17 protein-coding genes and 2 pseudogenes are annotated in these 23,591 nt (G+C 59.2%); 4 read left to right on the forward strand and 15 right to left on the reverse strand.

Annotation, left to right across the window (positions count from 1 at the left end; genetic code table 11):
- Positions 1-61: 61 nt before the first annotated feature.
- From sucD to sdhC, 9 genes are all read right to left on the reverse strand, one after another.
- Complete coding sequence (gene sucD / locus DES49_RS08410) at positions 62-934, reverse strand: succinate--CoA ligase subunit alpha (RefSeq protein ID WP_133735959.1); 873 nt, start codon at positions 932-934, stop codon at positions 62-64.
- Positions 931-2,100, reverse strand: a complete 1,170-nt coding sequence (sucC, locus tag DES49_RS08415; RefSeq protein ID WP_133735960.1) for an ADP-forming succinate--CoA ligase subunit beta — start codon at positions 2,098-2,100, stop codon at positions 931-933. The genes sucD and sucC overlap by 4 nt, the downstream gene beginning before the upstream one ends.
- A gap of 34 nt (positions 2,101-2,134) precedes the next feature.
- The gene (gene lpdA, locus DES49_RS08420; RefSeq protein ID WP_133735961.1) at positions 2,135-3,580 is read right to left on the reverse strand and encodes a dihydrolipoyl dehydrogenase; all 1,446 of its coding nucleotides are present in this window, start codon (positions 3,578-3,580) and stop codon (positions 2,135-2,137) included.
- Between the two features lie 29 nt (positions 3,581-3,609).
- The gene (gene odhB, locus DES49_RS08425) at positions 3,610-4,899 is read right to left on the reverse strand and encodes a 2-oxoglutarate dehydrogenase complex dihydrolipoyllysine-residue succinyltransferase (RefSeq protein ID WP_133735962.1); all 1,290 of its coding nucleotides are present in this window, start codon (positions 4,897-4,899) and stop codon (positions 3,610-3,612) included.
- Between the two features lie 26 nt (positions 4,900-4,925).
- Entirely contained in the window at positions 4,926-7,763 is a 2,838-nt protein-coding gene (locus DES49_RS08430) for a 2-oxoglutarate dehydrogenase E1 component (protein WP_133735963.1), read from the reverse strand.
- Positions 7,764-7,931: 168 nt separating this feature from the next.
- Complete coding sequence (locus tag DES49_RS08435) at positions 7,932-8,636, reverse strand: succinate dehydrogenase iron-sulfur subunit (RefSeq protein ID WP_133735964.1); 705 nt, start codon at positions 8,634-8,636, stop codon at positions 7,932-7,934.
- A 15-nt stretch (positions 8,637-8,651) separates the two neighbouring features.
- Positions 8,652-10,424: a succinate dehydrogenase flavoprotein subunit gene (sdhA, locus tag DES49_RS08440; protein ID WP_133735965.1), complete on the reverse strand. Its 1,773-nt coding sequence runs from the start codon at positions 10,422-10,424 to the stop codon at positions 8,652-8,654.
- 3 nt (positions 10,425-10,427) lie between these two features.
- Positions 10,428-10,775: a succinate dehydrogenase, hydrophobic membrane anchor protein gene (gene sdhD, locus DES49_RS08445; protein ID WP_133735966.1), complete on the reverse strand. Its 348-nt coding sequence runs from the start codon at positions 10,773-10,775 to the stop codon at positions 10,428-10,430.
- The gene (gene sdhC / locus DES49_RS08450) at positions 10,769-11,143 is read right to left on the reverse strand and encodes a succinate dehydrogenase, cytochrome b556 subunit (protein WP_133735967.1); all 375 of its coding nucleotides are present in this window, start codon (positions 11,141-11,143) and stop codon (positions 10,769-10,771) included. Before sdhC ends, sdhD begins: the two co-directional genes overlap by 7 nt.
- 397 nt (positions 11,144-11,540) lie before the next feature.
- Here sdhC and gltA point away from each other — a divergent pair, with 397 nt between their 5' ends.
- Together gltA and DES49_RS08460 are read left to right on the forward strand one after the other, a co-directional pair.
- Complete coding sequence (gltA, locus tag DES49_RS08455) at positions 11,541-12,815, forward strand: citrate synthase (protein ID WP_133735968.1); 1,275 nt, start codon at positions 11,541-11,543, stop codon at positions 12,813-12,815.
- Positions 12,816-12,878: 63 nt separating this feature from the next.
- The gene (locus DES49_RS08460) at positions 12,879-13,754 is read left to right on the forward strand and encodes an NAD(P)-dependent oxidoreductase (RefSeq protein WP_208297027.1); all 876 of its coding nucleotides are present in this window, start codon (positions 12,879-12,881) and stop codon (positions 13,752-13,754) included.
- Positions 13,755-13,757: 3 nt separating this feature from the next.
- On the opposite strand, the gene topA is transcribed toward DES49_RS08460, so the two are convergent.
- From topA to fadB, 3 genes are all read right to left on the reverse strand, one after another.
- Positions 13,758-16,469 (reverse strand): type I DNA topoisomerase, encoded by a 2,712-nt coding sequence (gene topA / locus DES49_RS08465; RefSeq protein ID WP_133735970.1) that lies wholly within the window; start codon positions 16,467-16,469, stop codon positions 13,758-13,760.
- Between the two features lie 154 nt (positions 16,470-16,623).
- Positions 16,624-17,799, reverse strand: a complete 1,176-nt coding sequence (gene fadA, locus DES49_RS08470) for an acetyl-CoA C-acyltransferase FadA (RefSeq protein ID WP_133735971.1) — start codon at positions 17,797-17,799, stop codon at positions 16,624-16,626.
- A gap of 33 nt (positions 17,800-17,832) precedes the next feature.
- Complete coding sequence (gene fadB, locus DES49_RS08475; RefSeq protein WP_133735972.1) at positions 17,833-19,980, reverse strand: fatty acid oxidation complex subunit alpha FadB; 2,148 nt, start codon at positions 19,978-19,980, stop codon at positions 17,833-17,835.
- A 249-nt stretch (positions 19,981-20,229) separates the two neighbouring features.
- On the opposite strand from fadB, the gene DES49_RS08480 reads away from it, so the two are divergent.
- Both DES49_RS08480 and DES49_RS08485 read left to right on the forward strand, forming a co-directional pair.
- The gene (locus DES49_RS08480) at positions 20,230-21,093 is read left to right on the forward strand and encodes a hypothetical protein (protein WP_133735973.1); all 864 of its coding nucleotides are present in this window, start codon (positions 20,230-20,232) and stop codon (positions 21,091-21,093) included.
- Positions 21,094-21,124: 31 nt separating this feature from the next.
- On the forward strand, positions 21,125-21,559 hold the full coding sequence (locus DES49_RS08485; RefSeq protein ID WP_133735974.1) for a universal stress protein: 435 nt from the start codon (positions 21,125-21,127) through the stop codon (positions 21,557-21,559).
- On the opposite strand, the gene DES49_RS15815 is transcribed toward DES49_RS08485, so the two are convergent.
- From DES49_RS15815 to DES49_RS15825, 3 genes and pseudogenes are all read right to left on the reverse strand, one after another.
- Entirely contained in the window at positions 21,560-22,063 is a 504-nt protein-coding gene (locus tag DES49_RS15815; protein WP_424955228.1) for an ATP-binding cassette domain-containing protein, read from the reverse strand. It lies immediately after the preceding gene.
- Between the two features lie 21 nt (positions 22,064-22,084).
- A pseudogene (locus DES49_RS15820) lies at positions 22,085-22,612 on the reverse strand (ATP-binding cassette domain-containing protein); the annotation flags it as partial.
- Positions 22,598-23,476, reverse strand: a pseudogene (locus DES49_RS15825) (ATP-binding cassette domain-containing protein); the annotation flags it as partial. The pseudogenes DES49_RS15820 and DES49_RS15825, both read right to left, overlap by 15 nt.
- Positions 23,477-23,591: the final 115 nt, after the last annotated feature.

A 23,591-nucleotide genomic window follows, 5' to 3' on the forward strand; every position in this document is an offset into this window, starting at 1 on the left:
GACGCAAAAAGCCGACCCGAAGGTCGGCTTTTATCCATGGGGCGGCGCTGGCGCCGCTCTGTCACCAGCCGGTGGCTTCCTTGAGGGCCTTACCGATCTCGGCCAGGCTGCGCACAGTGTGCACGCCCGCATCCTGGAGTGCAGCAAACTTCTCATCAGCCGTACCCTTGCCACCCGCGATAATGGCGCCGGCATGGCCCATGCGCTTACCGGGAGGCGCGGTCACGCCAGCGATGTAGGACACGACGGGCTTGCTGACATTGTCCTTGATGTAGGCCGCGGCCTCTTCCTCGGCCGTACCACCGATTTCGCCGATCATGACAATGGCCTCGGTATCCGGGTCCTTCTCGAAGAGCTCAAGCATATCGATGAAGTTGGACCCGGGAATCGGGTCGCCCCCGATGCCGACACAGGTGGACTGGCCATAACCGTAGTCGGTCGTCTGCTTCACGGCTTCATAGGTCAGGGTTCCGGAGCGGGAAATAATACCGACCCGACCCGCCTGATGAATGTAGCCCGGCATGATACCGATCTTGGATTGATCCGGTGTGATGACGCCCGGGCAGTTGGGGCCGATCATGCGCACGCCCTTGCGATCCACGTACTCTTTCACATAGAGCATGTCGAGCGTCGGGATACCCTCGGTGATGCACACCACCAGCTCGATGCCGGCATCCGCCGCCTCAATCACCGCATCCTTACAGAAGGGCGCGGGAACATAGATGACGGAAGCCGTGGCGCCGGTTGCCTTGACCGCTTCGCGCACCGTGTTGAATACCGGCAGGCCCAGGTGCTCGGTACCGCCTTTTCCGGGACTCACACCGCCGACCATCTGGGTTCCGTACTCAAGTGCCTGCTCGCTATGGAAGGTACCCTGCGCGCCGGTGAAGCCCTGACAGATAACCTTGGTTTCTTTGTTGATCAAAACACTCATGCTTCACCTCCGGCTGCAGCAACAACTTTCTCGGCAGCTTCCGACAGGCTGCTGGCGGCAATAATGTTCAATCCGCTCTCGGCCAGTTTCTGGCGCCCGTTCTCGGCGTTATTGCCTTCCAGGCGGACCACGACGGGCACGGTCACACCCACCTGCTCGACGGCCCCCATGATGCCCTCGGCGATCATGTCACAGCGGACGATGCCGCCAAAGATGTTAACCAGGACGGCCTTGACCGTATCGTCGGACAGGATGATCTTGAACGCTTCGGCAACCCGTTCCTTCGTCGCACCACCGCCCACATCCAGGAAGTTGGCGGGCTGGCCGCCATGCAGCTTGATGATGTCCATGGTGCCCATGGCCAGACCGGCACCATTGACCATGCATCCGATGTTGCCTTCAAGGGCCACGTAGTTCAGGTCCCATTCATCGGCGTGCGCCTCGCGCTCGTCCTCCTGGGAAAGATCGCGCATCTCGGCCAGCTCTTTCTGGCGATAGAGGGCGTTGCCGTCGGTCCCGACCTTGGCGTCCAGGCAATGAAGATTACCCTCGCCAGTGATAACCAGCGGGTTGATCTCGATCAGTGCCAGGTCCTTGTCCTCGAAGAGCTTCGCAAGGCCCAGGAAAATCCTGGTGAACTGCTTGATCTGCTCGCCCTGGAGGCCGAGGGCAAAGGCAAGTTCACGGGCCTGGTAAGGCTGGGCGCCGACGAGGGGATCAACCGTCGCCTTCAGGATCTTGTCCGGCGTTTCCTCGGCCACTTTCTCAATCTCGACACCACCCTCGGTGGAGGCCATGAAAACCACCCGGCGGGTGCCACGATCAACCACGGCACCCAGGTAGAGCTCCTGATCGATGTCCGTCAGGGACTCAACCAGGATCCGATTAACCGGCTGACCCTTGGCATCGGTCTGGAACGTCACCAGCCGCTGACCGAGCCACTTCTCCGCGAACTCGCGGATTTCTTCCTTGGACTTGGCCAGCTTCACGCCTCCGGCCTTGCCGCGGCCGCCAGCGTGAACCTGGGCCTTGACCACCCAGCCCTCGCCGCCAATCTTGTCCGTGGCGGCGACAGCTTCATCGGCGGTTGCGCAGGCAACGCCCTCGGAAACGGGCAGCCCGTACTCCCCGAAAAGCTTCTTGCTTTGATATTCGTGCAGATTCATAGATCACAACCTGTCGTATGTTGGAACCCGCCGGTTACTTGCTCTTCCGGCGCCGGTTTGCCTTGTGGATTGCCATGCCATCGACCCCCAGGGCTGCCTCGTGGACAGATTCGGAAAGCGTCGGATGGGCAAAACATGTCAGTGCCAGATCTTCGGCGCTGGAACCGAACTCCATGGCAATAACGCCCTGGGCGACGATCTCAGAGGCCTGGGGACCGACCACATGCATTCCCAGGATGCGGTCGGTTTCCTCGTGCGCCAGGATGCGCACCTGCCCCTCGGTCGCATTCGCCGCCATCGCGCGTCCGTTGGCCGCAAACGGGAAGCTGCCCACCTTGTAGGGCTCGCCCTCGGCCTTCAGATCCTCTTCTGTGCGTCCAACCCACGCCAGTTCGGGATGGGTGTAGATCACATTGGGAACGCAGTCATAGTTGACTTCGGTTGCCTTCCCGGCAATCCGGTCAACCACCATGATGCCTTCCTCGGATGCCTTGTGCGCCAGCATTGGGCCCCGCACCACATCACCAACGGCATAGATGCCGGGAACGTTCGTCTGGCACTGATCATCAACCGCGACAAAGCCGCGTTCGTCCAGATCAACACCGGAATCGGAGGAAAAGAGCTTTTCCGTATTCGGCGTACGGCCCACGGCAACGATCAGCTTGTCGCACTTGATCTGCTGCTCGTTGCCGTCCGCGTCCTCATAGGTAACGTAAACCAGATTGCGCTTGATCTCGGTCTTTGTCACGCGGCACTTGAGACGGATGTCGAGGCCCTGCTTCTTGAAGCTCTTGAAGGCATCCTTGGCAATGGCCTGGTCCACACCGGCCAGGAAGGTCTCCTGGGCTTCCAGCATGGTGACCTCGGAGCCTAGCCGATTCCAGACACTGCCAAGCTCCAGCCCGATGACACCGGCGCCAATGACACCAACGCGCTTGGGCACCTCATCAAACTCCAGTGCCCCCTCGCTGTCGACGATCTTGCCCTCTTTCATGGGGGCCGGAGGGATCTCGATCGGACGCGAGCCCGTTGCGATTATGATGTTCTTCGCGCCGTAGGTGGTCTTCTCTCCCTTGAGATCCGTCACCTCAACCTGCTTGCTGTTCAGGACACGCCCCCAGCCATGGATGGAGGTAACACCATTGGACTTGAACAGACCTGCAATACCCCCCGTGAGGTTATTCACGATCTCGTTCTTGTTGGCCATCATCTGGCCCACGTCCACATCCAGGCCACTGACCTTCAGGCCCTGCTTCTCAAACCCGTGTTTCGCCTCCTCATACTTGTGGGAGGTCTCCAGCAGGGATTTGGACGGGATACAGCCTATATTCAGACAGGTACCGCCAAGTACCTGGCCTCCCTTGTCATCCTGCCAGCCCTCAACACAGGCGACTTTCATTCCCTGCTGCCCGGCCCGGATGGCGGCTACATAACCGCCCGGGCCAGAGCCGATGACAATTACGTCGTAATCTTGGGACATAATGATTCCTGCTTACCGGTCTATCGTTATTAAACGTCGAGAAGAATCCGTGCCGGATCCTCCAGCAATTCCTTGATGGTGACGAGAAACTGAACCGCCTCCTTCCCGTCAATCATACGGTGATCGTATGAGAGTGCCAGATACATCATCGGCTGCACCACCACTTCCCCATTAACAGCCATGGGCCGCTCCTGGATCTTGTGCATACCAAGGATCGCCGTCTGGGGCGGGTTGAGAATGGGCGTGGACAGCAGCGAACCAAAGATGCCGCCGTTGGTGATGCTGAAGGTCCCACCGGTCATCTCATCGATGGTCAGTTTGCCGTCACGCGCTTTCTTGCCGAATTCGGTGATTCCCTGCTCGACATCCGCAACGGAAAGGGCATCCGCATCCCGCAGCACCGGGACGACAAGCCCGCGTTCCGTGGATACGGCAATCCCGATGTCCTGATAGCCGTGATAGACCATGTCGGTCCCGTCGATAGAGGCATTCACTGCCGGGAAACGTTTGAGGGCCTCGCACGCCGCCTTGACGAAGAAGCCCATGAAACCGAGCTTGATGCCGTGCCGCTTCTCGAAGGTGTCCTTGTAGGACTGGCGAATGTCCATGATCGGCTTCATGTTGACCTCGTTGAAAGTGGTCAGCATGGCCGTGGTCTGTTGCACGTCCACGAGTCGGCGCGCAATGCTTGCGCGCATACGGGTCATGGGGACCCGTTTTTCAGGCCGCTCTCCGGCAGGCATGGAGGCTTCCGGCGGCTGCTGGGGTTTACCTTGCTCCGCAGTTTTGCCGCTGCCCTGAGGAGTGCTCTCCTGGGGACCCTGTTCCAGATGGCGGAGAATATCCTCTTTCAGAACCCGGCCGTCGCGCCCCGTGGCCTCAACCTGTTTCGGGTTGACCCCCTTCTCTTCGGCCAGCTTTTTGGCCGCGGGGCTCAGCATCGGCTCTTCTCCGCTGCTCTCAGCTGCGGGCTCACTGGTTTTACCGCTATCGGACTCGGCTGGCTCTGACGCCTCCGTCGATGATGCCTCGGCCTCTTTCTCAGGGGCTTTTTCTTCACCGCCACCGCTGCTTCCGGACTCGCCCTCGGCGAACTTCCCGATGACTTCCCCACTTTCGACCGTGTCGCCCTCACCCTTGACCACCTCCGAGATGACACCGTCAGCGGGAGCAACCACTTCCAGCACGACCTTATCGGTCTCGATGTCCACGATCAGCTCATCCCGCTCGCACTGCTCCCCCGGCTGTTTGTGCCAGGTTGCGATGGTGCCTTCGGCGACAGACTCAGGGAAAACCGGAGCTTTTATGTCTGTTGTCATTGCCTTTCCTTTCTGGTTGTTGCTCGTCAGACAGAGAACGCGTCTTCAACGAGTTGTTTCTGTTCTTGCGCATGGACACTGGCGTGGCCCGCAGCCGGCGCTGCAGACGGCTTGCGTCCGGCATACTGGAGCACCAGCTTAGGATTCAGCTGGTTGAGCGCCTGGCGCATATGGTGCTGACTGCAATACCAGGCGCCCTGGTTCATGGGCTCCTCCTGACACCAGACCGCCGTCTTGATCTTGCGGTAGGGAGCCAGCACCGCATCCAGGTCATCGTGTGGGAAGGGATAGAGCTGCTCAATACGTACAATCAGCGTGTCTTCCCGGCCGTCGCTGCGAAGCTTTTCCAGCAGATCGTAATAGACCTTGCCGCTACACATGATCAAACGGTTAACCTTGCGCGGGTCCGGCATCTGCTTGGGCGGAAGGACGGTGCGGAAGGTCCCCTCACAAAGGTCATCAAGCGAGGATACCGCCTCCTTGTGCCGCAACAGACTCTTGGGTGTCAGTGCAATCAGCGGCTTACGCAGCGGCCGCTTGACCTGGCGCCGGAGCATGTGGAACACCTGAGACGGCGTGGTCGGAACACAGACCTGGATATTGTGTTCCGCGCAGAGCTGAAGGAAACGCTCCAGGCGTGCCGAGGAATGCTCCGGCCCCTGACCTTCATAACCGTGGGGCAGGAGCAGGGTCAGGCCGCACAGCCGCGCCCACTTGTGCTCACCACTGGTGATGAACTGGTCAATGACCACCTGGGCGCCATTGACGAAATCACCGAACTGGGCCTCCCAGATCGTCAGCGTCGCCGGTGTCGTGGTCGAATAACCGTATTCGAACGCCAGCGCCGCCTCCTCGGAAAGCAGCGAGTCATAGATTTCGAAGCGTGGCTGGTCCTCCCGGATATGTTCAAGGGGAGCGTACTCGGAACCATCCTTCTGGTTGTGCAGCACGGAATGACGATGGGAAAAGGTCCCCCGCCTGGAATCCTGGCCAGAGAACCGGATCGGGTGTCCCTCGTGAATAAGCGTGGCATAGGCCAGGGTCTCCGCGTATCCCCAGTTGAGCGGCAGCGCTCCCTGGGTCATCTTGCCCCGATCTTCCATGATCTTCTTGACCTGGCGCTGAATGCTGAACCCCTCGGGAATAGTGGAAATCTTTTTCCCCAGCTCCTGCAGCGTCTTCATGGGCACGCTGGTCTTGCAGCGGGCAGTCCACTCGTGGCCCAGGTAAGGCGTCCAGTCCACGTAGAGTTCAGTGTTGGGCTCCTTCACCAGAGCATCGACCACATGATCGCCCCGGTCGAGTTTGTCGCGGTACTCCTCGAAGAACTTCTTGGCGTCATCATCGGAGATCTCACCGTCCTCGATAAGCTGCTTGACGTAGAGATCCCGCGTTGTCGGATGCTTGCGGATCTTTTCATACATCCGCGGCTGGGTCGCCGCCGGTTCGTCGGCCTCGTTGTGGCCACGACGGCGGTAGCACACCAGATCAATGACGACGTCCTGCTTGAATTCATTGCGGTAGTCCATGGCCAGCTGCGTGACGAAAAACACCGCTTCGGGGTCATCGCCGTTCACGTGCAGGATTGGCGCCTGCACCATCTTGGCCACATCCGTGCAGTACTCGGTTGAGCGCGCATCGTCCTGGTAGCTGGTGGTAAAGCCAATCTGGTTGTTGACGATGATATGGACGGTCCCGCCAACGCCGAAGCCCCGGGTCTGGGACATCTGCAGGGTTTCCATGACCACGCCCTGACCGGCGAAAGACGCATCACCATGAATGGCAATCGGCAGCACCTGCTGGCCGATGGTGTCTTCGCGACGCGCCTGCCGCGCCCGCACCGAGCCGCTGACCACCGGGGTAACAATCTCCAGATGCGACGGGTTGAAGGCAAGAGCCAGATGGACCTCGCCGCCGGGCGTCATGACGTTGGACGAGAAGCCCTGGTGGTACTTAACGTCACCCGAGCCTTCCTCCATGGTGATCTTGCCGTCAAACTCGTCGAAGAGCTCGCCGGGATTCTTGCCCAGGGTGTTGACCAGGACGTTCAGTCGGCCCCGGTGGGCCATGCCGATCACAATCTCGCGCGCGCCATAGGAGCCGCCACGCTGGATCAGTTCACTGACACAGGGCGTCAGCGACTCGGCGCCCTCCAGCCCGAAACGTTTGGTTCCGGGATACCGGGAGCCCAGGTATTTCTCCAGCCCCTCTGAGGCATTCAGGCGTTCCAGAATATTGAGTCGAGTCTTTTTCTCAAACGTCGGGTGGGATTTAACCGTTTCGAGACGCTGCTGGAACCAGCGCTTAACCGCGGTATCCACGATGTGCATGTATTCCGCGCCCACCGTACTGCAGTAGGTCCGCTGCAGGCCATCAATAATATCGCGCAGCTTCATGCGCTCGGCGCCGAAACACAGAGAGCCGGTCTGGTACTCCTCCTCGAGGTCGTCCTCATCAAGACCGTGGAAACGGTAATCCAGATCCTGGACTTCCGGCCGCTGAAGCAGACCAAGCGGATCCAGGTTGGCTCTCTGATGGCCACGGACTCGATAGGCGTTGATCAGCTGGAGGACGCGAACCTGTTTCTGTTCGGCGCTTGAGATGGTGGCGGGAGTACCCTGAGTGGGCGTGTAGCGGCGTTGATTCTGGGATATGTAGCGGAATTGTTCTCGTATGTCTCGGTGCGGAACGTCGGGGCGGTGATCACCTGGAATACCGGGAAGTTGATCAAAGTACCGCCGCCATTCCTCCGGTACGCTGTTGGGGTCCGTCAGATAGGTCTCAAACAGATCCTCAACGTAGGCAAGATTCCCCCCTTGAAGGTGAGAGGTCCGCCACAACTGCTCCATTACGCTTTCATGCATGGCAATAGCTCGCCTTTGACTGAACATCTTGTCAGCAAAATGCAGCCAGGGCCTTGTGAGCGCCGGCCACATTCCCGTGCGCGACTCCGGTATTGCCGGAGCGCGCATTATTGAAACGGAAACGGGTCCGCTTCAGAGCGTCTTCTGGCGTTTACAGTGTCGCAATAATCAGGTTGTTCGCTGCATCAGCATAGTACGAATGTGCCCGATTGCGCGCGTCGGATTCAGCCCCTTGGGACAGACGCTAACACAGTTCATGATGCCGCGGCAGCGGAATACGCTGAACGGATCGTCCAGATTATCAAGACGGTCCGCCGTCGCCGTGTCACGGCTGTCGGCCAGAAAACGATAGGCCTGCAGCAGACCTGCCGGCCCTACAAACTTGTCCGGGTTCCACCAGAACGAGGGGCACGCCGTGGAGCAACAGGCACAGAGAATGCACTCGTAGAGCCCGTCCAGCTTCTCCCGATCCTCGGGAGACTGCAACCGTTCTATCGCCGGTTCCGGATTATCATTGATCAGATAGGGCTGAATCCGTTCGTACTGGCGATAGAAAATGGACATATCCACCACCAGGTCCCGGATTACCGGCAGCCCCGGCAAGGGCCGCACCACCAGTTTGCCCTTGGGTGCAACTTCCGATACCGGCGTGACACAGGCAAGCGCGTTCTTGCCATTGATGTTCATGCCATCGGAACCGCAGACACCTTCCCGGCAGGAGCGCCGAAAAGCAACACTCGGGTCGTCCTCCTTGAGCATGTGGAGAACATCAAGAACCATCAGATCCTTCCCCTCCGGAAGCGTTACCTCAAGGTCCTGCATGTAGGGCACATTGTCCGTTTCCGGGTTATACCGATAAAGACTGACTAACATTACATCACCCCTTGATTAATACTTCCGGACGGTTGGCGGAAGCGCTTCCATGGAACGCGGCGCAAAGTTGACCTCGCGCTGCCCCAGCCGTTTCTCGGTTGGGAAATACAGGGAATGCTTCAGCCAGTTCTCGTCGTCCCGTTCGGTGTAATCATTACGGGCATGGGCGCCCCGACTCTCTTTCCGCTCAACAGCGGATACAGCCGTTGCGTACGCCACCTCGTAAAGGTTTTCCAGTTCCAGCGCTTCGACACGTGCGGTGTTGAATGCGTTACTCGTGTCTTCCAGTTTGGTGTTCTGGATCCGCTTGCCGATCTCATCAAGCAGCTTGAGCCCCTTGTCCATTGGCTCGCCATCACGGAAGACGCCGAAATAGAGCTGCATGGTATCCTGCAGATCCTTCTTGACGTCGGCCACGCGCTCCGTGCCCTCGCCACTGTTGAGCCGGTCCAGCCTTGCCATGGCATTCTGGATGTCACTTTCACTGGCTTCCATGCTTTCACCGCCTTCCCGCAGCTGCTTCTCGATCTGCAGGCCGGCGGCGCGACCGAAGACCACGAGGTCGAGCAGCGAGTTGCCGCCCAGACGGTTGGCGCCATGCACAGAGACGGAAGCTGCTTCGCCACAGGCAAAAAGCCCCTCAATCGGTTGATCATTACCGTTCGAATCCTGGGTCATCACCTGTCCGCCGATGTTGGTGGGAAGCCCACCCATCATATAGTGACAGGTTGGAACCACCGGGATGGGCTCCTTGACCGGATCCGCGTGGGCGAAAGTACGGGAAAGCTCCAGGATACCCGGCAGACGGAGGTTAAGAGTCTCCTCACCCAGGTGATCCAGCTTCAGATAGACATGGTCCTTGTTGGGACCGCAGCCGCGGCCCTCAAGAATCTCAAGAACCATGGAACGGGCAACCACGTCCCGCCCCGCGAGATCCTTGGCGTTGGGCGCATAGCGCTCCATGAAACGCTCGCCTTCACCGTTGACCAGATAGCCGCCTTCACCACGGCACCCTTCGGTGACGAGGGTTCCGGCGCCATGGATACCGGTGGGATGGAATTGCCACATCTCCATATCCTGAACGGGAATACCCGCCCGCAGCGCCATACCGACACCATCACCGGTATTGATCAGGGCGTTGGTGGTCGAGGCATAAATGCGTCCCGCACCGCCGGTAGCCAGCACCGTTGCCTTGGCCTTAATATAGACCACTTCGCCGGTCTCGATCTCAATGGCTACGACACCAACTACCTGACCATCCTGATTCTTGACCAGATCGACGGCATACCATTCGTTCAGGAAGGTGGTTCCACCCTTGAGATTCGCCTGGTACAGCGTATGGAGCAACGCGTGGCCGGTACGGTCGGCCGCGGCACAGGTCCGGGCGGCCTGGCCACCCTTGCCGTAATCCTTGGACTGGCCGCCGAAAGGACGCTGATAGATGCGGCCATTCTCAAAGCGTGAAAACGGAAGCCCCATGTGCTCAAGCTCATAGACCGCCCTGGGTCCCACGGAGCACATGTATTCGATAGCTTCCTGGTCCCCGATATAGTCTGACCCCTTGACGGTGTCATACATATGCCAGCGCCAGTCATCATTCGGGTCGGCGCTGGCAATGGCGCAGGTAATACCACCCTGGGCGGAAACCGTGTGGGAGCGGGTCGGGAAGACCTTGGAGATGCAGGCGGTTTTAACCCCCGACTGCGTCAGCTGCTGCGCCGCCCGCAGACCGGAACCACCGCCACCGATAACCAGCGCGTCGAAAGACATCGTTCTAAGATTCGACATAACTCAAAGCCCCCAGAGAATCTCAACACCCCAGACGAGGTAGACAAACATGATCAGACCGCACACCGCCTGAATAAGAAATCGCAATGCGGTTGGCTTGATGTAATCCGTGGTAATGGTCCAGAGACCAACCCAGGCGTGCAGCCCCAGGGAAATCAGCGCCAGAAGGCTGAAGATCCGCATCCACATCTGATCAAAAAGCCCTGCCCACTGGGCATAATCAAGATCGGGCGACGCCAGCAGGTAACCCGCGAGAAAAAGCGTATAGACGCCAAGCACCACGGCGGAGACCCGCTGCATGAGCCAGTCGAACGCGCCGGTGCGTCCAAGGTTGGTGACACTTGTTACCATATCCAGACTCCCAGAAGAATGATCAGCACAATGGAGACCCCGAAGGTAATCTTGGCGCTCAGCCGTCCGCCCTCAAGCGTTTCACCCACCCCCATATCCATGATCAGGTGGCGAATTCCAGCGACAAGATGATAGGCAAGCGCCGCAAGGATGCCCCATACAACCAGCTTGGCCAGAGGATGCCCCATTACGTCGGCAACGGAACTGAAATCCGCCCGACTGGATAACGACATATCCAGCCCGTAAAGCAGAAACGCAATTCCCACAAACGCCACAATACCGCTGATGCGGTGAATGATGGAGGCGATGGCGGGAATCGGGAAATGGATCGTGCTGATTTCGAGATTGACTGGTCGTTTCGAGTTCACAGCTTAGTCACACCCCTGTCTGGTGCTCCGAGCGTCGGCGGAAACAGAGCGACGTCGTGCACTGTGTATTGGTGGTCGCCTACTGGCGTCGGGAAGGCAAGTACCGCCGTCGTTGGCAGGCTCCCGTCTTCGGCGTTCGAATTATAGAGACTACCCCTTGTGATTACAAACGGGTAACAGCCTCTCCGATCGACCCTCGGTAACAGCCGGATTGACAATCCGTAACGTGGGCCTATATTTTTCGTCCACGACGTGCGCCGCCCCTCCCGGGATCAACCTCTCCCACCCGGCCTTTTGGGGCGTTAATCCGTGACGACCGGGGCAAACTTTTGCGATACTTGGCGCCGGTTGTGCGTAATCTCCAGCACTATGTTTGCTGAACTGACAGGAGAACACCATGTCCAACGAGAAAGCAACGCTTTCAGTCGGTGGCCGAACCCTGGAACTTCCGGTCTACTCCGGTACTGAAGGACCGGATGTGATCGATATCCGCAGCCTGGTCCAGGAGGGCTGGTTCACCTATGATCCGGGCTTCGTTTCCACCGCTGCGTGCGAATCCAAGATCACCTTCATTGATGGCGCCAACGGTGTTCTCCTGCATCGCGGCTATCCCATCGAACAGCTGGCGGAGAACGCGGACTACCTTGAGGTCTGTTACCTGCTTCTGCATGGCGAACTCCCCTCCGCCAAGGAAAATGAGCGTTTCCGGAACACCGTGAATAATCACACCATGATCCATGACCAGATGGGGCGCTTCTTCAATGGTTTCCGGCGCGATGCCCACCCCATGGCCATCATGGTGGGGGTCGTGGGCGCCCTCTCCGCGTTCTACCACGACACCATGGACCTGACCGACGAGCGTGAGCGCGAGATTGCCGCCTTCCGGCTCATTGCCAAGATGCCCACGATCGCCGCCATGTGCTACAAGTATTCCATCGGCCAGCCCTTCATGTACCCCCGTAACGATCTGGGCTACGCCGAGAACTTCCTGTATATGATGTTCGGGGTGCCGTGCGAGGAGTACAAGGTCAACCCGATCATCGCCAAGGCTATGGACCGGATCTTTATCCTGCACGCGGACCACGAGCAGAACGCCTCCACGTCCACGGTGCGCCTTGCCGGCTCCACCGGCGCCAATCCCTTTGCAGTCATCGCCTCCGGTATTGCGGCGCTCTGGGGACCCGCTCACGGTGGCGCCAACGAAGCTGTGCTGAACATGCTCAACGAGATCGGCGACGAATCCCGTGTTGAGGAGTGCGTCGAACGCGCCAAGGACAAGGACGACCCTTTCCGCCTGATGGGCTTCGGCCATCGGGTCTACAAGAACTTCGACCCGCGGGCGCGCGTGATGCGTGATACGGCCCATGAAGTGCTGAAGGAACTCGGCATGGAGAATGATCCACTCCTGCGCATTGCCCAGCGCCTGGAGCAGATCGCACTGGAGGATGAATACTTCATCGAGCGCAAGCTCTACCCGAACGTTGACTTCTATTCCGGGATCATCCTCAAGGCAATCGGCATCCCTACTTCCATGTTCACGGTGATTTTTGCGATGTCGCGCACTATCGGATGGTTCGCACACTGGAATGAGATGGTGAGCGGGTCCTACCGGATTGGACGCCCCCGCCAGCTCTATACCGGGTACAGCAAGCGCGATTATCCGAACAAGTAACCGGCACCCTTAAAAACCCGCTTCGGCGGGTTTTTTGATGCGCTAACAGCAGGGAGAATCCTGATGAACATCACCTTTATCGGGCTGGGCGTCATGGGTTATCCCATGGCGGGGCATCTGGCGAAGCGTGACGGCTTCGAGGTTACCGTCTACAACCGCACTGCCTCAAAGGCCAGGCAGTGGACCAGCGATTATCCCGGGGCCATGGACGAAAGCATTGCCGGCGCCGTCAGCAATGCGGACGTCGTTATCACCTGCGTAGGGGCGGATCCGGACCTGCGGTCACTTTTCAGGGGCGACGGTGGCATTATTGCCAATACGCCCGAAGGCGCTCTGCTCCTGGATCATACAACCGCCTCCGCGACCGTCACCCGCGAGCTGGCCGAAGCGGCTTCATCACGGAACCTGCATTGGGTCGACGCCCCTGTCTCCGGCGGGCAACAGGGTGCCCAGAACGGCCAGCTCACGATCATGTGCGGCGGGGATAAGGCGAGTTTTGAGCGCGCCCAGCCGGTGCTCGACTGCTACGGCAAGGTGAGCCATTACATGGGCGAGGTGGGAAGCGGACAGCTGACCAAAATGGTCAACCAGATCACTGTTGCGGGGCTGCTTGAAGGACTCGCCGAAGGCATCCATTTCGCGGAGCAGGCGGGCCTCGATACCGGGGCGGTCATCGGTGCCATTTCAGGGGGCGCCGCCCAATCCTGGCAGATGGACAACCGTGCGGGCACCATGATCGCCGGCGAGTACAACCACGGATTTGCCGTGGACTGGATGCGAAAGGACCTGGCCATCTGCCTGTCCGAAGCCAGGGACCGTGGCGCCACCCTACCCGCCGCGGCCCTCATCGACCAGTTCTATGGGGACGTCCAGGCCCAGGGTGGCGGCGGCTGGGACACCTCCAGCCTGTTGGAACGGCTTCGAAACCGTTCCCGCTGACGCCTAACTTGCCTTCTTTTTCCGCTGGCCGGAGCCTTTCTTCTGGCCAGTCCCTTTTTTCTGCTGCTTCTCCTGGGGCTCCCATCGCCCGTTGCGATAGAACGCCTGCCACCCCGTCGCCTTGCCCTCCTTTTCGGAGACCAGGTACTGCTCCTTATTCTTGCGACTGAAGCGTACCACCGTGGGATTGCCCTCGGGATCACGCTCCGGCGCCTCGAGAATATAGGCGTACTTGGGATCAAGCTCGTCGGCGTGCGGCTTGATCTCGCTGACCAGCGGCGGCCGGGTTTCGCGATTCTTGGGGAACTTGCTCGCGGCCAGGAAGAGGCCTGACGCCCCATCCCTCAGCACATAGGTATCCTCGACCTTCTGGCATGGCAGCTCCGGCATGGGAATCGGGTCCATCTTGGGCGGTGCCGGCTCGCCATTGCGCAGCAGCTTGCGGGTATTCTTGCACTCGGTGTTCGTGCAGCCGAAGTACTTGCCGAAACGCCCGCTCTTGAGCTGCATCTCGCTGCCGCATTTGTCACACTCCAGAGTTGGGCCTTCATAGCCCTTGATGCGGAAACTGCCGTGTTCAATCTCGTGGCCCGGGCAGTCGGGGTTGTTGCCACAGATATGGAGCTTGCGCCCCTCATCGATGAGGTAGCTGTCCATGGCCGTGCCGCATTCCGGGCAGCGACGTTTCTGGCGCAGCAGTCGTGATTCGCCCTCGCCGTCATCATCGTCAACGCTCACCGCCTCCTCGCCGGAAACCAGGTTGATCGTCTTCTTACACCGTTCCTTGGGCGGCAGCGAGTAGCCGGAACAGCCCAGAAAGACGCCGGTACTGGCGATACGGATCTGCATGGGGCGCCCACAGTCGGGGCATTCGATATCCGTATTGGTGGGAGTATTCCCCCGCATCCCATGCTCCGTGGAGCTGGCTTCCTCGAGTTGGGCGGAGAAGCGCTCATAGAATTCATTGAGCACTTTCTTCCAGTCAATCTGCCCTTCGGCGATTTCATCCAACTCTTCTTCCATCCGGGCGGTAAACCCGTAATCCATCAGGTTGGAGAAGGATTCGTTCAACCGATCCGTGACAATGTCGCCCAGCTTCTCCGAATAGAAACGACGATTCTCCAGGCGCACATAGCCGCGGTCCTGGATGGTGGAAATGATCGAGGCGTAGGTCGATGGCCGGCCGATTCCGCGTTTCTCGAGCTCCTTTACAAGCGAGGCTTCGCTATAACGGGGGGTCGGCTTGGTAAAGTGCTGACTCGGGTACAGTTCATGGAGGCGCAACTGGTCGCCTTCCGCAACCTCGGGCAGCACGACATCCTGTTCCTTTTTGCCACCCGGCGGCTGAACGCGCTGGAAGCCATCAAAGCGGATAATCCGGCCCCGGGTTCTGAGCTCATAATCCCCGGCCTGGACCGTGATCGAACTGCTGAGAAACTCCGCATCCGTCATCTGACAGGCAAGGAACTGGCGCCAGATCAGGTCATAAAGCCGCTCAGCGTCCTTCTCGAGGCCACTGATGTCGCTCGCCTTGCGCTTGACATCCGAGGGTCGGATCGCCTCGTGCGCCTCCTGAGCGCCTTCTCTCGAGGTATAGTAGCGTGGCTTCTCAGGCAGGTAATCCTCACCGAATGATGACTTGATGTAACCGCGCGCCGACTGTATGGCATCCTGACTCAGGTTCGTGGAGTCCGTCCGCATATAGGTGATAAAACCGGCTTCGTAGAGCCGCTGCGCCAACGTCATGGTTTTCTTGACACTGAAACCAAGGCGGTTGCTGGCGGCCTGTTGCAGCGTCGAGGTAATGAAGGGCGCATTCGGGCGCGAGCGCGTTGGCTTGTCTTCCCGCTTGATGACCCGGTAGGTAGCGTCTTCCTCCGCCAACGCACGGAGCCGCGCAACGTGCTCATCGCTCTGCTGTTGATTGGTTGGGCGGTAGTTCTGCCCCTGATGACGCACCACATCAAAGGGGATGGGCTCCTCGCGATGCTCGGGTGCCTTGAGGTCAGCCTCAAGCTCCCAGTACTCCTCAGGGACAAAGGCCCTTATCTCGCGCTCACGCTCAACAATGAGCCGAACCGCCACCGACTGCACCCGACCGGCTGACAGCCCGCGGGCAATCTTGTTCCAGAGAAGCGGCGAGACCATATACCCCACAACCCGATCAAGAAAACGCCGGGCCTGCTGGGCACTGACGCGGTGCTCATCCACGTCCGTCGGCTCGCTGAACGCCTCCTGGATCGCCCGCTTGGTGATCTCATTGAACACCACCCGCCGATACTTGCTGTCATCCTCGCCAATGGCCTCCTTGAGGTGCCAGGCGATGGCTTCCCCCTCACGGTCAAGGTCCGTTGCCAGATAGACGGCATCGGCGTTACGGGCCAGACGCTGCAGTTCGCTGACCACCTTTTCCTTGCCGGGCAGTATTTCGTAGTGAGCCTCCCAGTCGTTCTCGGGATCCACACCCATGCGCCGGATAAGCTGCGCCCGCTGCTTTTGCTGCTGATAGCGGGCCTTGGTCTCGGGGTCCATCTTGCGGGTCTGCGCGGCCTGACGCGCCCGCTCCTTGGGGTCGGTCTTGTTCTGTCCCGAGCCGCTGACGGGGAGATCCCGAATATGGCCAATGCTCGACTTCACAACATAGTCATCTCCCAGATACTTGTTGATGGTCTTGGCCTTGGCGGGCGACTCCACAATAACCAGACTTTTACCCATAACGACGGAACAATCCTCGAAGACTTTCTGAAACCATGGCCGTCACCGGCATGGACGTGGCGACAATATATAGGGATTCGTGTGTACCGGGTCAAGAGGCCCTGACGCAAAAAGCCCGGCGCAGGGCCGGGCTTTTCAGGGTCAGGTGCCGGGATCAGAGCCGCTCGAAGACGGTTGCCGTACCCTGCCCAAGCCCCACACACATGGTGGCCACGCCCAGCGTGCCACTCTTCTGCTGCATGATATGCAGCAGTGTGGTGGAAATACGGGAACCAGAACATCCCAGCGGGTGACCAAGCGCAATGGCGCCGCCGTTGAGGTTCACTTTCTCGTCCATCACATCCAGCAGCTTGAGATCCTTGAGAACCGGCAGGGACTGCCCGGCAAAGGCTTCATTCAGCTCCCAGAAGTCGATGTCCTCGACCTTCAGGCCAGCGCGCTTGAGCGCCTTCTTGGTCGCCGGAACCGGACCGTAGCCCATGATGGCCGGATCCACACCAGCTACCGCCATGGAGCGCACCTTGGCGATGGGCTTGAGGCCCAGCGACTTGGCCTTCTCGGCGGACATCACAATCATGCTGGAAGCACCATCGGTCAGCTGCGAGGAGGTACCGGCCGTTACCGTGCCGTTTTTCGGGTCAAACGCCGGCTTCAGCTGGGACAGGCCCTCGACGGTCGTCTCGGGACGGATCGTCTCATCCTGCTCAATCAGCTTGCGATAGCCATTCTCATCATGACCTTCGATCGGCACGATCTCGTTATCAAAACGCCCTTCTTCCCGCGCCGCGTGAGCACGCTGGTGCGAGCGATAACCAAACTCGTCCTGCTGCTGGCGCTCGATGCCGTGCATCTTGGCGAGCATTTCCGCCGTCAGGCCCATCATGTTGGACGCCTTGGCGGAATACTTGGATGACGCCGGGTTGTGATCAAAGCCGGACTCCATGGGAATGTGACCCATGTGCTCGACACCGCCGATCACGAACACCTCGCCGTTGCCCGTCTGGATCGCCTGGGCGGCAGTGTGGATGGCACTCATGGAAGAACCGCACAGGCGGTTCACCGTCTGCCCGGCCGATTCATGCGGGATCCGGGTCATCAGCGAGATGTGGCGCGCGATGTTCAGACCCTGTTCCTTTGTCTGGTTCACACAGCCCCAGATCACGTCCTCGACATCTTTCGGATCGACCTTCGGGTTGCGATCAAAAAGGGCTTCGACCAGCGCAGCAGACATATTTTCGGCGCGCACATTGCGGAAACAGCCATTCTTGGCACGGCCCATCGGCGTCCGTACGCAATCGACTATGACAACGTCTCTCGGATTAAGGCTCATAGATCTTCTCCGTTCGGAAAACTCATTCAACGATTAGCCGTGAAACTTTTTGCCGGACTTGGCCATTTCACGCATGCCATCGGTCGGATGGTAGAGCGGGCCAAGGTCCTTGTACTTGTCTGCCATCTTGCAGAACTCGTCCAGGCCAATGTCGTCGATATAGCGCAGCGCGCCACCGCGGAAGGGCGGGAAGCCGATGCCGTAAACCAGTCCCATGTCCGCCTCGGCGGCCGTGCCAACGATGTTGTCTTCCAGGCAGCGAACCGTTTCGATGCACAGCGGGATCATCATGCGTTCGATAATCTGCTCGTCGGTGAACTCCTGGCTGTTGTGGACAACCGGCTTGAGCAGGCCGTAGCTGCTTTCATCAACCACCTTCTGCTGCTTGCCCTTCTTGTCCAGCTGGTACTGATAGAAACCCTTGTCCGACTTCTGGCCCAGGCGGTCATTCTCGAACATCACATCAATGGCACTCTTGTGCTCATCCTTCATGCGATCCGGGAAGCCTTCAGCCATGACTTCGTTGGCGTGCTTGGCCGTATCCATGCCAACCACGTCCAGCAGGTAGGCCGGGCCCATGGGCCAGCCGAACTTCTCCATGATCTTGTCGACCTTCTGGAAGTCCGCACCGTCGCGCACCAGGCGCGCAAAGCCGCCGAAGTACGGGAACAGGATCCGGTTGACCAGGAAGCCGGGGCAGTCGTTGACCACGATCGGGCTCTTGCCCATAGCGCGGGCATAGGCGACTGTGGTTGCCACTGCCTTGTCGCTGGTCTTCTTGCCACGGATGACCTCAACCAGCGGCATCATGTGTACCGGGTTGAAGAAGTGCATGCCGCAGAAGTTTTCCGGGCGCTTGAGGTTCTTCGCCAGGCGGTCAATGGAAATGGTGGAGGTGTTGGAGGTGAGGATCTTGTCCTCGCCGATCACGTCCTCGGTCTCACGCAGTACCGCGTCCTTGACCTTCGGGTTCTCGACCACGGCTTCGACAACCAGATCCACATCCCCGAAATCACCATAGTTCAGCGTCGGGTGGATGTTGTTGAGCACGTCACCCATCTGACCGGCGTTCATCTTGCCCTTGTCCACGCGCTTGGTCAGCAGCTTCTTGGCTTCCTCAAGGCCCGCGGTGATGCCATCGCGGTTGATATCCTTCATCAGGATGGGCGTGCCCTTGGACGCCGACTGGAATGCGATACCGCCACCCATGATGCCAGCACCCAGAACGGCTGCCATTTTTACCTGGTTGGCCTGCTTCTCGTAGTCTTTGCCTTTCTTCTTCAGGTCCTGGTCGTTCAGGAAGATCTGGACCAGTGAGGAGGCCGTGCCGGTCTTGGCCATCTTGGCAAAGCCGTTCGCCTCAACCTCGATCGCCTTGTCGCGGGTCATGCCGGCGTGCTTCTGCATCACCTTCACGGCCTCGACCGGCGAGGGATAGTTGGGTCCGGACTGGCCGGCCACATAACCCTTGGACGTCTCGAACACCATCATGCTTTCCATGGAGTTGAGCTTGAGCTTGCCGGTCTTCTCTTCGCGGCGCGCCTTGTAGTCCAGCTTGCCGGCGTTGGCTTCCTTGAGCATGTCGATAGCGGCGTCAACGAGCTGGTCGTTGCCGACAACCGCGTCAACGGCGTTGAACTTCAGCGCCTTGTCCGCCCTGTGCTCACTGCCCATGCAGATCCACTCGATGGCGTTATCCGCACCGATCAGGCGTGAGAGACGCACCGTGCCACCGAAGCCGGGGAAGATCCCGAGCTTGACTTCCGGCAGTCCGACCTTGGCCTTCTGGTCCATGACCCGGAAGTCGGTGGACAGGCACATCTCAAAGCCGCCACCCAGTGCCTGGCCGTTGATGGCCGTCACTGTCGGGAATGGCAGGTCCTCGATGCTGCTGAAAATCCGGTTTGCCTTGAGGTTGTTGTTGACAAGCTCCTCTTCGGGACCGGCAAACAGATCCGTGAATTCAGTGATGTCTGCGCCTACAATGAAGGTGTCCTTGGAGCTGGTAACCACCAGTCCCTTGACCTTCTTGGCTTTTTGAAGCTTTTCCGCGGCTTCTCCAAGCTCTTCGATGGTAAGCTGATTGAACTTATTGACAGACTCACCCTTGAGATCGAAGTCCAGTTGTGCAAAACCGCCTTCAATCTCTTTAACCGTGATGGCTTTACCTTCGTAAATCATCAACTGATCTCCAGGTTGTGATTGGTACGTCGCTGGCCGAAACGCGATCCAAAATTCATACAGTCGTTTGAATGCGGAGCCAACGATGAAAAAAAACCGAGCGTTTGTCAATTTGTTTATTCGAATACATGCTGTGGGGCCAAGCTCCCGGCCTTCTCATGAACCGACATTCGAAGGAACGTCAAAGCTTGCTACACTGTCCTGAGATATCAAGGAAAACAATCCGACAAACGGTGGAGACGAACCCCCATGACGCACCCGAACTTCCGCAACACCCTAGGCTTAGGCATCTGTGCAGCCCTGCTGCTTGCCCTGGCGCTGTTCAATCCGGTGGCCGCGCAGGAGAACAGCAGCGCCGAACCAGAAAATGAAACCCAGTCCATGGCCCAGGATCTCCTGGACACCATCCACCGTTTCCGGTTGCGCAACTTCATGGCGCTCAACCACTACTACAACTATACAACGGATCCCGATGAAGAATTGGTGTCGCAGATCAATAATGACATGGACTCCTCGCAGGAGCTGATTTCCCGGATTGACGAGCTGGCCGGTGAGTCACTGACCGGCACTGAAATGGACGATCTGAGCCAGGCGTACCAGGACTTCTCCGACCTGATGGATACCAGTATCGAGGACGTCCGGTCCTCCGGGTATCCGGATCTGAGGCTGCTGTCGGACATGGCCAACCAGGCGCAGAACCTGAGCGTACTCTCGGAAAAGCTGTACAACCGTGTGGCGGAGCAGGATCAAACCCCAACCGCAGAAAAGGTGGAACTTGCGCGTCAGGCGTCCGTTACCATGGCACTGATGGTCACACGTTACTCAGCCCGCTCCTCATCATCGGTAGCGCAGGTATTCCAGGGCGCAGACACTGAAAAGTCCCTGGACGAACTGGCTCGGCAGTTTGAGGATAACCTTGAGGAATTGCGCAGCGGCGCGAACAGCGACAACCAGCTCGACAGCTTGCTGTCCGACGTCAACAGTAAGTGGCAGTTTATCCGCGAATCCTATATCAATTACGATGAGGAAAATGTCTCGTTCGTGATCAACCGTTATTCCACCGGGATCGTTGAGACCCTTGAAGAGTCCATTGAACGGCTCAAGGCAGCCTGACGGGCTGCCACACCAGTCACAGGAGAGTGAAATGAGTGATTACCAGCGGATCCTTGTCGCCATCGATCTGACCGAGGAAGCCTCAGAGGTTCTGGGCAGAGCAAAGAGACTGGCGGACACCTCGGGCGCACAACTTGAACTGATTCACGTGGTGGAACCCGTCGGTTACGCCTATGGCGGCGACCTCCCGCTGGATCTGAGCGACCTTCAGCAGCAGTTGGAGGACAATGCCACTGCCCGCCTCGCCGAACACGGGGAAGCCTTCGGTATAGGTGAGGCCAACCGGCGGATCGTTGTAGGGCGCCCCGGTTCGGAGATCAAGAAGCAGGCGGAGGCCCTCGGCGCAGACCTGATTGTGATGGGCAGCCACGGCCGTCACGGGATTCAGCTGCTGCTGGGCTCAACAGCCAACTCGGTCCTTCACGGTACCAGCTGCGATGTACTGGCGGTTCGGGTCAAGGACTGATCAACCCGCCATCTCCTCCAGCTCTACCCAGCGCTCCATGGCGGTTTCCAGCTCGCTTTCAGCCTGGGAGAGCCTGCCCAGCACCTGCTGGACCTCTTCCGGATCACCCTCATAGAAATCCGGCGTCGAGATCCGCGCATTGAGGTCTTCAACCTCCTGTTCCAGGCCGCGGATCCGCTCCGGTAACTGTTCAAGCTCACGCTTGTATTTGTAGCTCAGTTTGTTGTTCCTGGGTGTGGCCGGCTTGTCATTGGCACTGCGCTCGGCCGTTCCGGAAGCGGGCCCCGAACGGCCGGCTTTTCCCGCTGGCTGCTCAGTGGGGAAAAGGCCGCCTTCCCGACGCCAGTCACTGAATCCGCCGATGGTTTCGTGCACTCCCCCTTCCCCATCGAGGAAAAAGACGCTGCCGGCCACGTGATCCAGGAATTCGCGGTCGTGGCTGATCAGGATGACTGTTCCGGGAAATTCCACAAGCTGCGCTTCCAGCAGCTCAAGCGTATCCACATCCAGGTCGTTGGTGGGCTCATCCAGAACCAGGATATTGGCGGGTTGACTGAACAGCTTGGCCAGAAGCAGGCGTGCGCGCTCGCCCCCCGAGAGTACACGGACCTGGCTTCGCGCCCGATCCGGCGTAAACAGGAATTCCTGGAGATAGCCCATAATGTGTCGGCTACGGCCGTTAACCTCGATAAACTCCCGGCCTTCACTCAGGTTGTCCAGGGCGGTCTTTTCGGGATCCAACTGACCGCGGAGCTGGTCAAAATACGCCACCTCCTGGCGGGTCCCACGCTTGATCTCACCCGACGTAGGCTCAAGCTCGCCAAGCAGCAGACGCAACAGCGTGGTCTTTCCCGACCCGTTCTCGCCGATAAGGCCGATCTTGTCGCCACGCATCAGCGTCAACTCAAGATCCTGGATCAGTGGCTTGTCAGGTTCATAGGCGAACCCTGCCCCGATGGCTTCCGCAATCAGCTTGCCGGAACGCCCGGCATCCTCAACCTGGATCCGGGCCGTGCCACTGCGTTCCCGCCGCTCACGGCGTTCCTCGCGCATGGCCTGAAGGTGCTTTACCCTGCCCTGGTTGCGCGTACGCCGCGCCTTCACACCCTGGCGAATCCATTGCTCCTCCTGGGCCAGTTTCTTATCGAATTCAGCGCGCTGGCGCTCTTCCTCGGCAATCGCCTTCTCCTTGGCCTCCAGGTAACGGTCATAATTACCCGGCCAGGAGCTGAGGCGACCCCGATCAAGTTCGATAATCCGGGTCGCCATGGCCCGGATAAAGGCCCGGTCGTGACTCACGAACAGCACGGCGCCACTGAACTGGGCCAGTGCCGTCTCAAGCCAACGGATCGCGGGAACGTCAAGGTGGTTCGTGGGCTCATCGAGCAACAACAGATCGGGCTCGGTCACCATGGCCTTGGCCAGCAGAACCCGGCGCTGCCACCCCCCTGAAAGCGTATCCAGACTGACGTCGGGCGGGATCCGGTACTGCTCAAGGGTGGTGCGGATGCGCTGATCGAAACGCCAGCCATCCAGCTCTTCCAGCCGCTCCTGCACGACCTGCAGGCGGTTAAGATCACCCCCATCGCCGGCCGACATGGACAGCGCCTGGAATTCATCCAGAAGGCGGGCGGTCTCTGGAAAGGCGTCCGCCACCACGTTGTAGGCGGTTCGGTTACGGATTTCCGGCAACTCCTGGGGAAGCACGGCAACCCTCACGCCATCAGGCACCGAAACCTCGCCGGCATCCGGCGTCATCTCCCCGGTAATCAGGCGCAGAAGTGTGGATTTCCCCTCACCGTTACGGCCGAGCAGACAGATTCGCTCGCCGCGCTCGATCCGGAGTTCGGCGCCATCAAGTAGCGGCTGCATGCCGAACGCCAGCTGGACTGATTCCAGCGTCAGTACTGTGGTCATAGTGTCCTGTTCATTGGTTCATCAGGTTACGTCAGCGCCAAGTATAACTGAGCGCGACGCCTTTCGGGGGGCGGGAACGTAAAAGCCCGACCACAAAGGGCCGGGCTTTCGGAAT

The sequence above is a fragment of the Halospina denitrificans genome, from assembly GCF_004364635.1.
Taxonomy (GTDB): Bacteria; Pseudomonadota; Gammaproteobacteria; order Pseudomonadales; family Oleiphilaceae; genus Halospina; species Halospina denitrificans.

What these genes read in the sequence shown, in the direction of transcription:
- sucD (WP_133735959.1), bottom strand. Translation starts at nt 934, where the DNA reads ATGAGTGTTTTGATCAACAAAGAAACCAAGGTTATCTGTCAGGGCTTC.
- sucC (WP_133735960.1), bottom strand. Translation starts at nt 2,100, where the DNA reads ATGAATCTGCACGAATATCAAAGCAAGAAGCTTTTCGGGGAGTACGGG.
- lpdA (WP_133735961.1), bottom strand. Translation starts at nt 3,580, where the DNA reads ATGTCCCAAGATTACGACGTAATTGTCATCGGCTCTGGCCCGGGCGGT.
- odhB (WP_133735962.1), bottom strand. Translation starts at nt 4,899, where the DNA reads ATGACAACAGACATAAAAGCTCCGGTTTTCCCTGAGTCTGTCGCCGAA.
- DES49_RS08430 (WP_133735963.1), bottom strand. Translation starts at nt 7,763, where the DNA reads ATGCATGAAAGCGTAATGGAGCAGTTGTGGCGGACCTCTCACCTTCAA.
- DES49_RS08435 (WP_133735964.1), bottom strand. Translation starts at nt 8,636, where the DNA reads ATGTTAGTCAGTCTTTATCGGTATAACCCGGAAACGGACAATGTGCCC.
- sdhA (WP_133735965.1), bottom strand. Translation starts at nt 10,424, where the DNA reads ATGTCGAATCTTAGAACGATGTCTTTCGACGCGCTGGTTATCGGTGGC.
- sdhD (WP_133735966.1), bottom strand. Translation starts at nt 10,775, where the DNA reads ATGGTAACAAGTGTCACCAACCTTGGACGCACCGGCGCGTTCGACTGG.
- gltA (WP_133735968.1), top strand. Translation starts at nt 11,541, where the DNA reads ATGTCCAACGAGAAAGCAACGCTTTCAGTCGGTGGCCGAACCCTGGAA.
- DES49_RS08460 (WP_208297027.1), top strand. Translation starts at nt 12,879, where the DNA reads ATGAACATCACCTTTATCGGGCTGGGCGTCATGGGTTATCCCATGGCG.
- topA (WP_133735970.1), bottom strand. Translation starts at nt 16,469, where the DNA reads ATGGGTAAAAGTCTGGTTATTGTGGAGTCGCCCGCCAAGGCCAAGACC.
- fadA (WP_133735971.1), bottom strand. Translation starts at nt 17,799, where the DNA reads ATGAGCCTTAATCCGAGAGACGTTGTCATAGTCGATTGCGTACGGACG.
- fadB (WP_133735972.1), bottom strand. Translation starts at nt 19,980, where the DNA reads ATGATTTACGAAGGTAAAGCCATCACGGTTAAAGAGATTGAAGGCGGT.
- DES49_RS08480 (WP_133735973.1), top strand. Translation starts at nt 20,230, where the DNA reads ATGACGCACCCGAACTTCCGCAACACCCTAGGCTTAGGCATCTGTGCA.
- DES49_RS08485 (WP_133735974.1), top strand. Translation starts at nt 21,125, where the DNA reads ATGAGTGATTACCAGCGGATCCTTGTCGCCATCGATCTGACCGAGGAA.